Source organism: Pseudomonas sp. BW16M2 (genome assembly GCF_014268865.1).
Taxonomy (GTDB): domain Bacteria; phylum Pseudomonadota; class Gammaproteobacteria; order Pseudomonadales; family Pseudomonadaceae; genus Aquipseudomonas; species Aquipseudomonas peradeniyensis.
Genome location: NZ_JABWRI010000001.1, coordinates 274,843 through 288,211, shown reverse-complemented (window position 1 = coordinate 288,211; position 13,369 = coordinate 274,843). Strand labels below are relative to the sequence as shown.

Here is a 13,369-nt window from a genome sequence, read left to right as displayed (position 1 = left end):
GGGGCCGCCAGGCGGCCCCGGCAATGGATCAGGCGGTGCGCATCACGCTCATGCGCCCGACCAACGGCAGCTTGCCGAGCAGGTCGAACAGCGGCGCCGTCCAGCGCACCAGCGCCGCGCTGGCCTTGGCCGCCAGGGGCGTGTGGCAACTCCAGCCCAGCGCCAGCAGCGCCATCAGCAGGCCGCCGATGTAGTCGTCCTGCCCCCAATGGGCGCCGGCCACCAGGCGCGGCAGCATGAACAGCAAGGCCAGTGCCCAGATCACCAGGTGCTGTACCAGGCGGCGGCTGAACAGGCTCATGAACAGCGCCCAGATCAGCAGCACCGAGGCGTGGTCACCCGGGAAGCTCTGGCTGGAACGGTCCTTCAATTCCCACTTCGCTTCCATGTGCGGATAGAAGTCGCTCAGGTGCACGGCGTTGTCGAACACCATCGACGGGCTGTTGTGTTGCCAGCCCATTGCGCTGACCCACTTGGAAAACAGCGCGCGAATCACCACTAAGAGGAGTAGGGTGACCAGGAAGCCGAAGAACGCCTGGCGTACCTGGGTGGCCTTGAATACCCAATCGCCGCGGATCAGCAGCGACAGCATGATCAGGCCGACCAGGATGTCGAAGGGACGCAGGCTGCCGACCGCCCAGATCGACCGCCAGACCAGGTTGTCGGCCAGGGGTGCATTGAGGCTGTGGAACAGCCACTCGTCGAAAGTCAGGCACAGGATCTGGCCAACGGGCCACAACCAGAAACACAGTAGTGCGATGGGTAGCAGGGTGCAGGCTGCCAAGGGTCCCCAGGACCACCTTGCTTGGAACAGTGGTCGATTGTCCATAAAATACCTCGATATCCAGCAGGATTTGAGCGCCTCGTAGAGCGCTCTACGACGGACCTTTCGGTCTCCTGTAATTATTTTGTAATCATTTTTAGAAAGCCAGACAACCATGAGCGACTTGCCAGATACCGATTTCACCCAACGCTTCCTGTTCGACGACCGCGACGCCCGCGGCGAGATGGTCGCGCTGGAACGCAGCTACGCCGAGGTGCTGGCCAAGCACGACTATCCGCAGCCGGTACAGCATCTGCTGGGTGAGCTCATGGCCGCCGCCGCGCTGCTGGTCGGCACCCTGAAGTTCGACGGGTTGCTGGTGCTCCAGGCGCAGTCCCAGGGCCCGGTGCCGCTGCTGGCCATCGAGTACACCAGCGAGCACGACATCCGTGGCCTGGCGCGCTACGAGGCCGAGCAGATCCAGGCGGATGCCGGCCTTGCCGACCTGATGCCGGGCGGTCATCTGGTGCTGACCATCATTCCGGTCAACGGCCAGCGTTACCAGGGCACCGTCGAGCTGGACGGCAAGGATCTGTCGGAGTGCTTCACCAACTACTTCGTCATGTCGCAGCAGGTGAATACCTGCATCTCCCTGGCCGCCGATGGCGCCCGCGCCCGTGGCCTGCTGGTGCAGCAGCTGCCGGCCGAGATCCACAAGGACAGCGAGGAGCGCGAGGAAAGCTGGGCCCACGTCAAGGCCCTGGCAAACACCGTGAAGACCGAGGAACTGCTCGGCCTGGACAATGAAACCGTGCTGCACCGCCTGTACCACGAGGACGCGGTTCGCCTGTTCGATATCCAGCCGCTACGCTTCCGTTGCAGCTGCTCGCGCGAGCGCTCCGGCAACGCCCTGGTCAGCCTCGGCGAGCAGGATGCCAAGGCGCTGGTGGCCGAGTGCGGCGGCCAGGTCGAGATCGATTGCCAGTTCTGCAACGAGCGCTATCTCTTCGATGCGAGCGATGTCGCGCAATTGTTTGCCGGTGGCGGCACCGAGGCACCGTCAGAAACTCAGCACTGAAACGGTTCACTACAAGATAATCTCCTGTCGAATTGCGCAAAAACGCAGTTCTGACAGGAGGGGCCTACTTTTTTTGGGCGTTTCTGGCATAATCCGGCCACTTTTTTCGCTGTAGTAGTTTTTTCGAGACGACTACAAAACGTTTGGAGCACTCGGCCTCGGGCCGGATGGGGTATCTCATGACGCAAGCCAACAACACCGTGTACACCGACCTGAGCGTCGATGAGCTGGTAAAAGAAGCGCTGTCCCGCGGTGAAGGCGTGCTGGCCGATACTGGCGCGCTGGTGGTGGAAACCGGTCACCGCACCGGCCGTTCGCCGGCTGACCGTTTCATCGTCGAAGAACCGTCCACCCAGGACCAGATTGGCTGGGGCCCGATCAACCGCAAGTTCCCGGCCGACAAGTTCGATGCCCTGTGGGACCGCGTCGAGGCGTTCAACAACGCCCAGGATCACTTCGTTTCCTACGTTCACGTAGGCGCTGCGGCCGAGCACTACCTGCCGGTCAAGATGACCACCCAGACCGCCTGGCAGAACCTGTTCGGCCGTTGCCTGTTCATCAACCCCGAGCAGTACAACCCGGCTGGCCGTGGTGAGTGGCAGATCCTCAACGTCGCCAACTTCGAGTGCGTGCCTGAGCGTGACGGCACCAACTCCGATGGCTGCGTGATCATCAACTTCGCCCAGAAGAAGGTGCTGATCGCCGGCATGCGTTACGCCGGTGAAATGAAGAAAGCCATGTTCTCGGTGCAGAACTTCCTGCTGCCGGCCGCCGACGTGCTGCCGATGCACTGCGCCGCCAACATCGGCGAAGAGGGTGATGTCACCCTGTTCTTCGGCCTGTCCGGCACCGGCAAGACCACCCTGTCGGCCGACGAAAGCCGTTACCTGATCGGTGACGACGAGCACGGCTGGGGTGAGGGCGTGGTGTTCAACATCGAAGGCGGTTGCTATGCCAAGTGCATCGACCTCTCCGAGAAGAACGAACCGGTCATCTGGAAAGCCATCAAGCACGGCGCGGTGCTGGAAAACGTCGTGATCGACGCCAACAAGCACGCCGACTATGCCGACGTGAGCCTGACCCAGAACAGTCGTGCCGCCTATCCACTGGCGCACGTCGAGAAGGTCTCGGCAGAGAACCTGGGCGGCGAGCCGAACGCGGTCATCTTCCTGACCTGCGACCTGACCGGCGTACTGCCTCCGGTGTCGATCCTGAACAACGAGCAGGCGGCCTATCACTTCCTGTCCGGCTACACCGCGCTGGTCGGTTCCACCGAAATGGGTTCGGGCGGCGGCATCAAGTCGACCTTCTCCACCTGCTTCGGCGCACCGTTCTTCCCGCGTCCGGCCGGCGTATACGCCGAACTGCTGATCAAGCGTATCAAGGCGTTCGGTTCCAAGGTCTACCTTGTCAACACCGGCTGGACCGGTGGTGGCTACGGCGTCGGCAAGCGCTTCAGCATCCCGACCACCCGTGGCGTGATCGCTGCCATCCAGAGCGGCGCTCTGGTCGGTGCCGAGACCGAGCACCTGGACATCATCAACCTGGACGTGCCGAAGGCTGTTCCGGGCGTCGAGACCGAGCTGCTCAACCCGCGCAACACCTGGGCTGACAAGGCTGCCTACGACGAAGCCGCCAAGGGCCTGGCCACGCTGTTCACCGAGAACTTCAAGAAGTTCGACGTTTCCGACGCCATCAAGGCCGCTGGTCCGCAGCTGTAAGCTGCAGCCGGTTCGGATGAAAAGCCGCCCTTCGGGGCGGCTTTTTCGTTTTTGAGATCAAGGCCATTGTTGCCGTGCATGCAGGATCCGGAGGATTTCGACTTCGTCCTCCTGTACCTGGTAGATCATCACGTAGTTGGGCGTTACCACGATTTCGTGTGTTTCGATGCATCTGCCGGGCTTGTACAGGCGCGGGTTGCGAGCGGCGCGTCTGGCCTTGTCCCTGAAGGCCTCATCCAGCGCTACTGCCGCTGCCGGGTTGTCTTGCGCAACGACGGTCATGATGCGCAGGCGATCGTTGCGAGCCATTGCCGACCAGACAAGGCGCATCAGCGGTTTTTGGCTCTCAGCTCGGCTCGGCGGGCGGCAAAGAACTTCTCGACTTCTTCGTCATCCAGCGTGGGGGATGGATCGCGACGGCTGGCGTCGACCTGTTCGCTGAACCAGGCGTCGTAGGCTGCCGCCTCATGGGCCCTTTTGAGTGCCTGGGCGCGATCCGGCCGCTGGTAGGTGGCGGTCTGTCGCGGATCCCAGATCGAGCTGTCGACTTCGAAATGGTCGATACCCAGATCATGCAGGTAGCTGACCAGTGTCTCGAGCTTCTTGAACAGCCGGACGTTGCCGCTACGCTGTGCGGTGAGTACGTGCTCCTGATCGTCGACATCCACCTGGACTGCCCAGCCTCCGGGTTGTCCAACGATGTGTGTGGCGTTGATTCGACGGCGTTCAGCCAGGCGGCTGAGGTGGGCATGATCCAGTTGCAGGGTCGGCACGGGTGTATGTCTCGGCTTCATGGGACGCGTACCATCTTATGCAATCTACTGTTGATTGCGACTATAGGCGTTCCCAAGTCGATGTGGGAAGCTTCGCTGACATGCAAAGGAAAACAGGTTGTACTCATGACAGAATCCCCCCAACGCTCCGCCTTCTCCCATTTCCACCCCATCCTCACCCGCCCGCAGGACAACGACCACAACGGTCACCTCGCTGGCGCCACCGTGCATGCCTTCTTCGAAACAGCCATCCAGGCCTTCCTGGTCGAACAGGCCGAACTGGACCTGCGCGACGGTGAGCTGGCCGGCTTCGTCGTCAGCTCGGCGGCGGACTTCTTCGCTTTGCCGGGCTTTCCCGACGTGCTCGAGGTGGGCCTGGGCGTGACGCGCCTGGCGGGCAGCACCGTGGAGTTCCGCCTGGCGCTGTTCCGCCCGGGCGAGGCCGAGGCCTGCGCGGCGGGGAGTGTGGTGCAGGTGTTCATCGAGCGGGCCTCGGGCCGTCCGGTGGCGCTGCCGGAAACGCTGCAGCTGATCCTCGCCGGACTGTCGCTCAATCGTTGAGGCGAATGATCCCCTCGCGCACGGCGAACAGCACCAGGCCGGGCACGTCGTGGATCTGCAGGCGGTGCATGATCTGCGAGCGGTGAGCCTCGACGGTCTTGATGCTCAGGCCCAGGCCGTCGGCGATGGAGCGGGTGGTTTCGCCACGGGCGATCAGGCGCAGGATCTCCAGCTGGCGGGTGGTCAGCGGCGGTGTCTGGACCTGGCTGACGACGCGCTTGCGGCTGTGCTTCAGGGCCTGGCCGATGACCATCGGCAGTACCGCCGACGACAGGAACTGACCGCCACCGCGCAGGGTCTGCAGGGCCTGCTCCAGTTCGCTCACCGTGGCGTTCTTGAGCAGGAAGCCATGGGCGCCCAGCTGCAGGCAGCTCATCACATGCTCGAGCTCCGAGCGTGGCGAGAACATCAGCACCCGGCAGGCGGGGGCGCGGATGAACAGTTCCTGCAGGGCCTGCTGGCTGTCCAGCTCGCCGCTCATGTCGAGTACCACGATGTCCGGCTTGAGTTTTTCCGCAAGGCTCACAGCCGTCATGGCATCGCCGGTGTCGCCCACCACGACGAAGTCTTTCTTCTGTTCAAGCAGGGCACGCAGGCCGGCGCGGAAGAGCGGCGAGTGATCGGCAAGCAGGATTCGGCAGGGCATGGATAAGGGCCTGTTTCGCAAGGGAAGGGGGGCGGCAGGCCTGCTCGATCCGAAAGCGCACTGCCGCGCGGTTGCGCGATCAGTCCTTGTCTGCCGATGGGCGCGGCAGTGCCTCTTATCATAGGCGTTCGAACACCGACGGCAGTAGTGGACGCAGGGGCAGGCCCAGGGCGTGGACGCTCTCGCTGTGACCGATGATCAACAGGCCACCGGGGCGCAGGTGTGCCAGCAGACGCTGGAATACCTCGTTCTTGTACCGTGGCGCCAGGTTCGACAACAGGTTGCGCAACAGGATGACGTCGAAGCTGCCGAGCTGTTCGGGCAGGGGCTGGATCAGGTTGAGCGCCTCGAAGCGCACCTGTTCACGCAGGGCCGCCGTGACCCGCAGCCGGCCGGCCATCTCGTCGATGCCGCACAGGCAGTGGCGGGCCAGCCAGCCTTCGGGGAAGTAGCGTGCCTGGGCGATGTCGTAGATGCCGGCAGCGGCGGTCTCCAGCAGTTTTGGGTCGAAGTCGCTGGCCAGCACCTGCCAGCCGGGATGGCGGGCGTTTTCGGCGGCGACCATGGCCAGGCTCCAGGCTTCCTCCCCGGTGGCGCAGGCGGCGCTCCACAGGCGTGCGGGGTGGTCGAGCTCGGCCAGCCAGCGGGCCAGGCATTCGAAGTGGCGATGCTCGCGAAAGAAGTAGCTGTCACGGGCGACCAGCAGGCGCAGCAGGTGCTCGTGTTCGTTCACGCCCAGGGGGCTGTCGAGAAAGGCAAGGTAACGCTCGAAATCCGCCAGGCCCAAGGCCTTCAGGCGTTTGTGCAGGCGCGCCGCGACCACGGCGCGGCGGTCGTCGGCCAGTTGCACGCCGGTGGCCTGTACGACCCGCTGGCGAATCGACGCAAAGCTGGCTTCGCCGAGCAGTGGCGGGCGACGACCGGGCATCCTTCAGCCTCTCCTGGCCCGAGGCAGACAGACGGGGTCGGTGATGATCGTGCGCATTCCCTGCGTCCTGTGCTTGATCGAAACAGCGATGATAACTAGTGGCTAGTGGCCTCCATATCGGGGCAGCCCCTAATCCTCTGGCGGGTATGCAAACGAAAAGGCCCTGCCGATGAGGGCAGGGCCTTAGGCCTCAGGCGTAAGCCAGACGATCAGTCATGGCGCCAGTGGCGCTTGTGCTTGCGATGGCCGTAGTGGTGGCCACGGTCGTAATAGCGGCGATCGTCGTAGTCGCGACGGTAGCGACGCTCGTGGCGTTCGTCTTCGTCGGCCTTGTTGCCCATGTAGTTGCCCAGTGCACCACCGGCGCCACCACCGGCGGCCGCGCCGATGTAGCTGCCGGTGGTGCCGCCCACGGAGCGACCCACCACGTTGCCGCCCGCGGCGCCCAGCGCGCCACCGATGGCGGCTTCGCCGCGTTGGCGCTTGTCGGCACCCAGGGCGCCGCCGGCCGCGCCGCCCAGGCCGGCACCGATGGCGCCGCCGGTGCTACCGCCGATGGAGTTGCCCACCACGGAGCCCAGTACCCCACCCAATGCGCCGCCAATGCCGGCTTCGGTGGTGCCGCCTGCCATGGCAACGCCGCTGAGCAGACCAAAAGACAACAACAGAATCGAGGAGTACTTCTTCATCAAGAGAGCCTCAGAGGGATGACGAAGCGGAATTTGAGGCTCGCCGAGGCGCCTGGCAATCGGAATCCGACGAGTAGCACGAGTTGTACACAATTCTCTAAGTTATTGAATTATGTATGAAACTTTCGCGATTTTCGGTTGTCTGAGCTATTTATGACAAAGCCCTGAACCGTTGCGGAACAGGGCTTTTTTGTGGGCAATTGTCGGGATCTGCGCTTGCCCCCTGTAGGAGCGGCGCAGGGCATCAGATGATGCGTCGGTCGTCCCGCGCCCGCTCCAGCTTGATGGCGATGAACTTCGACGTCGGCGTATGGCTGCCATCGCCGATGCTTTCCAGCGGCACCAGCGGGTTTACCTCGGGGTAGTACGCCGCCGCCTGGCCGGCGGGAATGTCGAACGCCAGCAGGGTGAAGCCATGCACCCGGCGCACATGCTCATCGCCCCACAGCGACACGATGTCGACCTTCTGCCCCGGTTGGAAGCCCAGGCGAACGATGTCGGCTTCGTTGACGAACAGCACGTCGCGCTGGCCGCGCACGCCGCGGTAGCGGTCGTCCATGCCATAGATGGTGGTGTTGTACTGATCGTGCGAACGCATCGACTGCATGATCAGGTCCGGCAACTGGCCGCTGGCGCGCACGCGCTCGTCGAGCAGGCTGTCGGGCAGCAGGTTGGCCTTGAAGTTGGCGCGGCCGCTGGCGGTCTTCCACTGGCGGCTGCCGGCGCTGTTGCCCAGGTAGAAGCCGCCGGGCAGGCGCAGGCGTTCATTGAAGTCGGCAAAGCCGGGGATGGTGTCGGCGATCAGGTCGCGGATGCGGTCGTAGTCGGCCACCAACCAGTGCCAGTCCACCGGTTGCTTACCCAAGGTAGCGGCGGCGATGCCGGCGACCACGGCCGGCTCCGAGCGCATCTGTCGGGACAACGGCTTGAGCTGGCCGTTGGAGGCGTGGACCATGCTGAACGAGTCCTCCACCGTCACCGCCTGCGGGCCTTCGCCCTGCAGGTCGATATCGGTGCGGCCCAGGCACGGCAGGATCAGCGCCTGCTTGCCGTGGACGAGGTGGCTGCGGTTGAGCTTGGTGCTGATATGCACGGTCAGCTCGCAGTTGCGCAGTGCTTGTGCTGTGCGCTCGGTGTCTGGCGTGGCCTGGGCAAAGTTGCCGCCCAAGCCGATGAACACCTTGGCCCGGCCTTCGAGCATGGCGTGGATCGCCTCGACGGTGTTGTGGCCGTTGTGGCGTGGCACCGGGAAGCCGAAGCGTTTTTCGAGGGCATCGAGCAGGAACACCGGCGGGCGTTCGTTGATGCCCATGGTGCGGTCACCCTGCACGTTGCTGTGGCCGCGCACCGGGCACAGGCCGGCGCCCGGCACCCCCAGGTTGCCGCGCAGCAGCATCAGGTTGACGATTTCCTGGATGGTCGGCACCGAGTGGCGATGCTGGGTGATGCCCATGGCCCAGCACATGATCACCCGCTTGCCCTTGCAGTACATGCGCGCCGACAGCTCGATATCGGCCAGGGTCAGGCCCGATTGTGCCTGGATCTGCTCCCATGGAGTGGCATCGACCACCGCCAGGTACTCGTCCACGCCATGGCCGTGCTCGGCGATGAAGGCGTGGTCGAAGATCGCCGGCTCGCCTTTGGCCTGGGCTTCGCGCTCCCACTGCAGCAGGAACTTGGCCATGCCGCGTAGCAGCGCCATATCGCCGCCCAGGGCCGGTCGGAAGAACGCCGTGTTGGTCGGGCGATCGGTGTTGGTCAGCATCTCCAGCGGGTTCTGCGGATGCTGGAAACGTTCCAGGCCACGCTCTTTGAGCGGGTTGACGCAGACCACCTGGGCGCCGCGCTTCACCGCGTCACGCAGCGGGTCGAGCATGCGCGGGTGGTTGGTGCCGGGGTTCTGGCCCCAGACGAAGATCGCGTCGGCGTGCTCGAAGTCGTCGTAGGTGACCGTGCCTTTGCCCACCCCCACGCTCTGGCCCAGGGCCACGCCGCTGGCCTCGTGACACATGTTCGAGCAGTCGGGGAAGTTGTTGGTGCCGTAGGCGCGCACGAACAGCTGGTACAGGTACGCCGCCTCGTTGCTGGCCCGGCCGGAGGTGTAGAACTCCGCCTGGTCAGGGCTGGACAGGTTGTTCAGATGGCGGGCGATCAGGGCGAAGGCCGCGTCCCAGTCGATCGGCCGGTAACGGTCGGTGACCGGGTCGTAGACCATCGGCTCGGTCAGGCGTCCCTGGTATTCGAGCCAGTAGTCGCTCTGCTCGAGCAGCGCGCTGACGCTGTAGCGGGCGAAGAACGCCGCATCGACGCGACGCTTGGTGGCCTCCCAGTTGACCGCCTTGGCGCCGTTCTCGCAGAACTTGACCATGCCGCTTTCGGGCGAGTCGCCCCAGGCGCAGCCGGGGCAGTCGAAACCGCCGTTCTGGTTGGTCTTGAGCAGGGCGCGGATGTTCTTCAGGGCGTTGTGGCTGCCCACCCAGGCCTTGGCCACGCTGCGCAGCGCCCCCCAACCGCCGGCGGGGCCGGGGTAGGGCTTGTAGCGAGGGGTGGAGGCGGGGGCGTTGTCTGGCAGTTTTTCGTAGGAGGTCACGGCTGTTGCTACTCCGCCGCTGGGCTGAACACCCGCGGTGCGCTGTGTTTGGGCAGATGGATAAGGTTGAGGTTGTGTTTGCGCGCCCATTGCAGGGCCAGGCCCGTGGGCGCGGAGAGGCTGACCAGGGTCTGGATGCCGGCGCGCAGGACTTTCTGGATCAGTTCCAGGCTGCAGCGGCTGGTGACGATGGCCAGGCCGCCGGTGGTGTCGATGCGCTGGCGCAGCAGGGCGCCGATCAGCTTGTCCAGGGCGTTGTGCCGGCCGATGTCTTCGCGGCCCAGTAGCAACTGGCCGTCGCGGTCCATGAACAGCGCCGCGTGCACCGCGCCGCAATGCTGGCCGAGGGGCTGGAAGGCATCGATGCGCTGACGCAGGTCCTTCAGCCAGTGCGCGGGCGGCAGCGGCGCGCCGGGCAGCACGTCCAGCTCGGGCAATGCCTGCTCCAGGGCCTCGACGCCGCACAGGCCGCAGCCGCTGGTGCCGGCCAGCTGGCGGCGCTGGTTCTTCAGGTTCCAGAAAGCACGGCTGGAGATCTCCAGGTCGGCATACAGCGCCGAGCCGCTGCCGGAGAGCTTCACGTCGTAGATTTCCTCGGTACCGGCGACGATGCCGCTGCCCACGCTGAAGCCGACGGCGAAGTCTTCCAGGTCGGTCGGGCTGACCAGCATCACCGCCTGGTTCAGGCCGTTGTAGACGATGGCCAGCGCCACTTCCTCGGCCAGCGGCGTGCTGTCGGGGGCCGTGTCGGTGAGCTGGACGTAGTCGTAGGTGTTGCTGGCGGCGGGCAGGGCAAAAGGCGTGGACGCCGCGCAGACCGGTGGCTTGCTGTTCATCGGGGCGAATACCGGCTGGCAGTTTGACCCCACAAGCCTAGGCCCCTGTGCCGATGGCGTCTAATCGCTAGCGTCTATGTCGTGATAGAGCGCGTCGATTGGTCGCAGCGGGGCGGGATGGGTGATCCTGGCCTAGACTCCTGCTTCCATGGATTCACCATCAAAGGAGCGCCACATGAGCCTGTTCAGTTTCGTGAAGGAAGCCGGCGAGGAATTGATCGACCTGCTGACGCCGGGTAATGCCAATGCCGAGGAACAGTTGAAGAAACACGTCCAGGACGTTGGCCTGGGCAACCCGAACATCTCGGCCACTGTAGAGGGCGACAAGGTCATTCTCAAGGGCGAGGTTGCCAGCCAGGAGGAGAAGGAGAAGATCATCCTGGCGGCTGGCAATATTGCGGGGGTGGCGTCGGTGGATGACCAGATCACCGTTACCGGGCCGGTGGCCCAGGCGGCCCGGTTCGTTGAGGTCGAGAAAGGCGACACGCTGAGTGCCATCTCCAAGCGGGTCTATGGCGACGCCAACAAGTACAACAAGATCTTCGAGGCGAACAAGCCGATGCTCAAGCATCCGGACAAGATCTATCGGGGGCAGGTGCTGCGTATTCCCGACTGACGTCATCGCGAGGCCCGCTCCCACTACGAAGCACTCGTGGGAGCGGGCTTGCCCCGCGATAGGGCCTACAGCCCAGTCAACAAATCCCGATAATCCTCCACCGCCGCAAACTCCTGGGTATCCCGAGGTTCAGCCCGGCTATCCGGCTGGCGCACCGCCAGCAGATGCCCCACCCCGAACCGCCGGGCACTGCGCAGAATCGCCAGGGTGTCATCGATGAACAGGCTGCGCGCCGGTTCGAAGCCGATATCCGCCTGCAACGCATCCCAGAACTGCGGGCTCTCTTTCGGATACCCATAGTCATGCGAGCTGATCAGCCGTTCGAAGTACGGCGCCAGTTCCACCCGCTCCAGTTTCAGCGACAGCGAATCGCGGTGCGCATTGGTGATCATCACCACCCGCTTGCCCGCCTTGCGCACGGCCGCGAGAAAGGTGTCGGCATCTGGCTTGAGGGCGATGAGGTCGGCGATCTCCTGTTTCAGCTCGCGGATCGGCAGGCGCAGTTCGCGGCTCCAGAAGTCCAGGCAGTACCAGTTGAGCGTGCCGGCATGCTGCTCGAACAGCGGGCGCAGCTCGAGCTCGGCCATGGCCCGGCTCACGCCATGCAGCTCGGCGTAGCGCTGGGGCAGGTGGTCCAGCCAGAAGCGGTTGTCGTAGTGCAGGTCGAGCAGGGTGCCGTCCATGTCCAGCAGGACGGTATCGATGGCGGACCAGGGAAGAACGGGCATGGGAAATTCTCGATCAGTCGGCAAGCCACGGTATAGTAACCCGTTCACGCCAAGGAGCCGCCCCATGCGCCAGAAACCCACCGTCCTCAGCCGCGAAATCGTCGCCAGCAGCCGCCTGTTCCGGGTCGAAGCCGTGCAGTTGCGCTTTTCCAACGGCACCGAGCGCACTTACGAGCGATTGGTCGGTCGTGGCAACGGTTATGGCGCGGTGATGATCGTGGCCATGCTCGATGCCGAGCACGCGGTGCTGGTCGAGGAGTACTGCGGCGGCACCGATGAGTACGAGCTTTCCCTGCCCAAGGGGCTGATCGAGCCGGGCGAGGACGTGCTGGCTGCCGCCGACCGGGAGCTCAAGGAAGAGGCCGGGTTCGGCGCACGCCAACTGGAGCACCTGACCGAGCTGTCGCTGTCGCCCGGCTACATGAGCCAGAAGATCCAGGTGGTGCTGGCCTCGGACCTGTACGAAGAACGCCTGGAGGGCGACGAGCCCGAGCCGATGCGGGTCGACAAGGTCAACCTGCGTGAGCTTTCGGCGCTGGCCATGCACCCACAGTTCACCGAAGGCCGGGCGCTGGCGGCGTTGTACCTGGCCCGTGACCTGTTGATCCAGCGTGGGGTGCTGAGCGTATGAGCGATCGGCAATTGATGCAGGATGTGGTGACCCTCGCCCGCTTGGCCGGCGAGGCGATCCTGCCGTTCTGGCGCGCCGATGTGGCGGTGACCAGCAAGGCCGACGATTCGCCGGTGACCGCTGCCGACCTGGCGGCTCATCGAGTGATCGCGGATGGGTTGCAGGCGCTGGCACCGCAGATCCCGGTGCTGTCCGAGGAAGACTGCGAGATTCCGCTGGCCACCCGCCAAGGCTGGCAGCGCTGGTGGCTGGTCGACCCGCTGGATGGCACCAAGGAATTCATCGCTGGCAGCGAGGAGTTCACCGTCAATATCGCGCTGATCGAGAACGGCGAGGTGGTGTTCGGGGTGGTGGCGATGCCGACCAATGGCTATTGTTACTTCGGTGGCCGTGCATTAGGTGCCTGGAAATTGGAGCTCGATGAAGAGGCGCGGATGATTCGGGTGCGCAATGGACCTCCGCTAGATGGCTGCTTCACTGTGGTTGCAAGCCGCCGACATTCCAGCTCGGAACAGGATGCGCTTTTGGCAGGGCTCAGCAGTGTCGTGGGCGAGTTGAAATTAGCCAGTATCGGCAGTTCGCTCAAATTCTGCTTGCTAGCCGAGGGAAAGGCTGACTTTTACCCGCGCTTAGCACCTACTTGTCAATGGGATACGGCTGCCGCTCAGGGAGTGTTAGAGGGGGCGGGAGGTGCTGTTGTTAATATGCTGGGGGAGAGGTTGAGGTACAGTCCTGTTATTGATAATTTGAATCCGTATTTTCTAGCTTTTCCTCATGGTTTCGATTGGGAGAAATTGATAAGAAAATGA

15 protein-coding genes are annotated in these 13,369 nt (G+C 64.1%); 6 read left to right on the top strand and 9 right to left on the bottom strand.

Going from position 1 to position 13,369, the window contains the following annotated elements; genetic code table 11:
- Window positions 1-28: 28 nt before the first annotated feature.
- Window positions 29-829, bottom strand: a complete 801-nt coding sequence (locus HU735_RS01235; protein WP_186712114.1) for a phosphatase PAP2 family protein — start codon at window positions 827-829, stop codon at window positions 29-31.
- Window positions 830-938: 109 nt separating this feature from the next.
- Here HU735_RS01235 and hslO point away from each other — a divergent pair, with 109 nt between their 5' ends.
- Both hslO and HU735_RS01225 read left to right on the top strand, forming a co-directional pair.
- The gene (hslO, locus tag HU735_RS01230) at window positions 939-1,841 is read left to right on the top strand and encodes an Hsp33 family molecular chaperone HslO (protein WP_186712113.1); all 903 of its coding nucleotides are present in this window, start codon (window positions 939-941) and stop codon (window positions 1,839-1,841) included.
- Window positions 1,842-2,020: 179 nt separating this feature from the next.
- On the top strand, window positions 2,021-3,562 hold the full coding sequence (locus tag HU735_RS01225) for a phosphoenolpyruvate carboxykinase (protein WP_186712112.1): 1,542 nt from the start codon (window positions 2,021-2,023) through the stop codon (window positions 3,560-3,562).
- Between the two features lie 57 nt (window positions 3,563-3,619).
- On the opposite strand, the gene HU735_RS01220 is transcribed toward HU735_RS01225, so the two are convergent.
- Window positions 3,620-3,892 (bottom strand): type II toxin-antitoxin system RelE/ParE family toxin, encoded by a 273-nt coding sequence (locus HU735_RS01220; protein ID WP_186712111.1) that lies wholly within the window; start codon window positions 3,890-3,892, stop codon window positions 3,620-3,622.
- Entirely contained in the window at window positions 3,892-4,356 is a 465-nt protein-coding gene (locus HU735_RS01215; protein ID WP_189656852.1) for a hypothetical protein, read from the bottom strand. Before HU735_RS01215 ends, HU735_RS01220 begins: the two co-directional genes overlap by 1 nt.
- A 105-nt stretch (window positions 4,357-4,461) precedes the next feature.
- On the opposite strand from HU735_RS01215, the gene HU735_RS01210 reads away from it, so the two are divergent.
- Entirely contained in the window at window positions 4,462-4,896 is a 435-nt protein-coding gene (locus tag HU735_RS01210) for a thioesterase family protein (RefSeq protein WP_186712110.1), read from the top strand.
- On the opposite strand, the gene HU735_RS01205 is transcribed toward HU735_RS01210, so the two are convergent.
- From HU735_RS01205 to fdhD, 5 genes are all read right to left on the bottom strand, one after another.
- Window positions 4,886-5,542: a response regulator transcription factor gene (locus HU735_RS01205; protein ID WP_186712109.1), complete on the bottom strand. Its 657-nt coding sequence runs from the start codon at window positions 5,540-5,542 to the stop codon at window positions 4,886-4,888. The two genes, HU735_RS01210 and HU735_RS01205, sit on opposite strands and share 11 nt — an antisense overlap.
- A gap of 118 nt (window positions 5,543-5,660) precedes the next feature.
- Complete coding sequence (locus HU735_RS01200; RefSeq protein WP_186712108.1) at window positions 5,661-6,470, bottom strand: CheR family methyltransferase; 810 nt, start codon at window positions 6,468-6,470, stop codon at window positions 5,661-5,663.
- Window positions 6,471-6,679: 209 nt separating this feature from the next.
- On the bottom strand, window positions 6,680-7,159 hold the full coding sequence (locus tag HU735_RS01195) for a glycine zipper domain-containing protein (RefSeq protein ID WP_050703337.1): 480 nt from the start codon (window positions 7,157-7,159) through the stop codon (window positions 6,680-6,682).
- Window positions 7,160-7,403: 244 nt separating this feature from the next.
- Window positions 7,404-9,749: an FdhF/YdeP family oxidoreductase gene (locus HU735_RS01190; protein WP_186712107.1), complete on the bottom strand. Its 2,346-nt coding sequence runs from the start codon at window positions 9,747-9,749 to the stop codon at window positions 7,404-7,406.
- Between the two features lie 8 nt (window positions 9,750-9,757).
- Window positions 9,758-10,585, bottom strand: coding sequence for a formate dehydrogenase accessory sulfurtransferase FdhD (fdhD, locus tag HU735_RS01185; protein WP_186712106.1), 828 nt, complete (start codon window positions 10,583-10,585; stop codon window positions 9,758-9,760).
- Window positions 10,586-10,760: 175 nt separating this feature from the next.
- On the opposite strand from fdhD, the gene lysM reads away from it, so the two are divergent.
- The gene (gene lysM, locus HU735_RS01180) at window positions 10,761-11,201 is read left to right on the top strand and encodes a peptidoglycan-binding protein LysM (protein WP_186712105.1); all 441 of its coding nucleotides are present in this window, start codon (window positions 10,761-10,763) and stop codon (window positions 11,199-11,201) included.
- A gap of 65 nt (window positions 11,202-11,266) precedes the next feature.
- Here lysM and yrfG read toward each other — a convergent pair whose 3' ends face one another.
- Entirely contained in the window at window positions 11,267-11,929 is a 663-nt protein-coding gene (gene yrfG / locus HU735_RS01175; protein ID WP_186712104.1) for a GMP/IMP nucleotidase, read from the bottom strand.
- Window positions 11,930-11,993: 64 nt separating this feature from the next.
- Here yrfG and nudE point away from each other — a divergent pair, with 64 nt between their 5' ends.
- Window positions 11,994-12,560, top strand: coding sequence for an ADP compounds hydrolase NudE (gene nudE, locus HU735_RS01170; protein ID WP_050703344.1), 567 nt, complete (start codon window positions 11,994-11,996; stop codon window positions 12,558-12,560).
- On the top strand, window positions 12,557-13,369 hold the full coding sequence (gene cysQ, locus HU735_RS01165) for a 3'(2'),5'-bisphosphate nucleotidase CysQ (protein WP_186712103.1): 813 nt from the start codon (window positions 12,557-12,559) through the stop codon (window positions 13,367-13,369). Before nudE ends, cysQ begins: the two co-directional genes overlap by 4 nt.

Bases quoted from the DNA above. Each gene is read 5' to 3' on its own strand.
- HU735_RS01235 (WP_186712114.1), bottom strand. From the start codon at position 829: ATGGACAATCGACCACTGTTCCAAGCAAGGTGGTCCTGGGGACCCTTG.
- hslO (WP_186712113.1), top strand. From the start codon at position 939: ATGAGCGACTTGCCAGATACCGATTTCACCCAACGCTTCCTGTTCGAC.
- HU735_RS01225 (WP_186712112.1), top strand. From the start codon at position 2,021: ATGACGCAAGCCAACAACACCGTGTACACCGACCTGAGCGTCGATGAG.
- HU735_RS01220 (WP_186712111.1), bottom strand. From the start codon at position 3,892: ATGCGCCTTGTCTGGTCGGCAATGGCTCGCAACGATCGCCTGCGCATC.
- HU735_RS01215 (WP_189656852.1), bottom strand. From the start codon at position 4,356: ATGAAGCCGAGACATACACCCGTGCCGACCCTGCAACTGGATCATGCC.
- HU735_RS01210 (WP_186712110.1), top strand. From the start codon at position 4,462: ATGACAGAATCCCCCCAACGCTCCGCCTTCTCCCATTTCCACCCCATC.
- HU735_RS01205 (WP_186712109.1), bottom strand. From the start codon at position 5,542: ATGCCCTGCCGAATCCTGCTTGCCGATCACTCGCCGCTCTTCCGCGCC.
- HU735_RS01200 (WP_186712108.1), bottom strand. From the start codon at position 6,470: ATGCCCGGTCGTCGCCCGCCACTGCTCGGCGAAGCCAGCTTTGCGTCG.
- HU735_RS01195 (WP_050703337.1), bottom strand. From the start codon at position 7,159: ATGAAGAAGTACTCCTCGATTCTGTTGTTGTCTTTTGGTCTGCTCAGC.
- fdhD (WP_186712106.1), bottom strand. From the start codon at position 10,585: ATGAACAGCAAGCCACCGGTCTGCGCGGCGTCCACGCCTTTTGCCCTG.
- lysM (WP_186712105.1), top strand. From the start codon at position 10,761: ATGAGCCTGTTCAGTTTCGTGAAGGAAGCCGGCGAGGAATTGATCGAC.
- yrfG (WP_186712104.1), bottom strand. From the start codon at position 11,929: ATGCCCGTTCTTCCCTGGTCCGCCATCGATACCGTCCTGCTGGACATG.
- nudE (WP_050703344.1), top strand. From the start codon at position 11,994: ATGCGCCAGAAACCCACCGTCCTCAGCCGCGAAATCGTCGCCAGCAGC.
- cysQ (WP_186712103.1), top strand. From the start codon at position 12,557: ATGAGCGATCGGCAATTGATGCAGGATGTGGTGACCCTCGCCCGCTTG.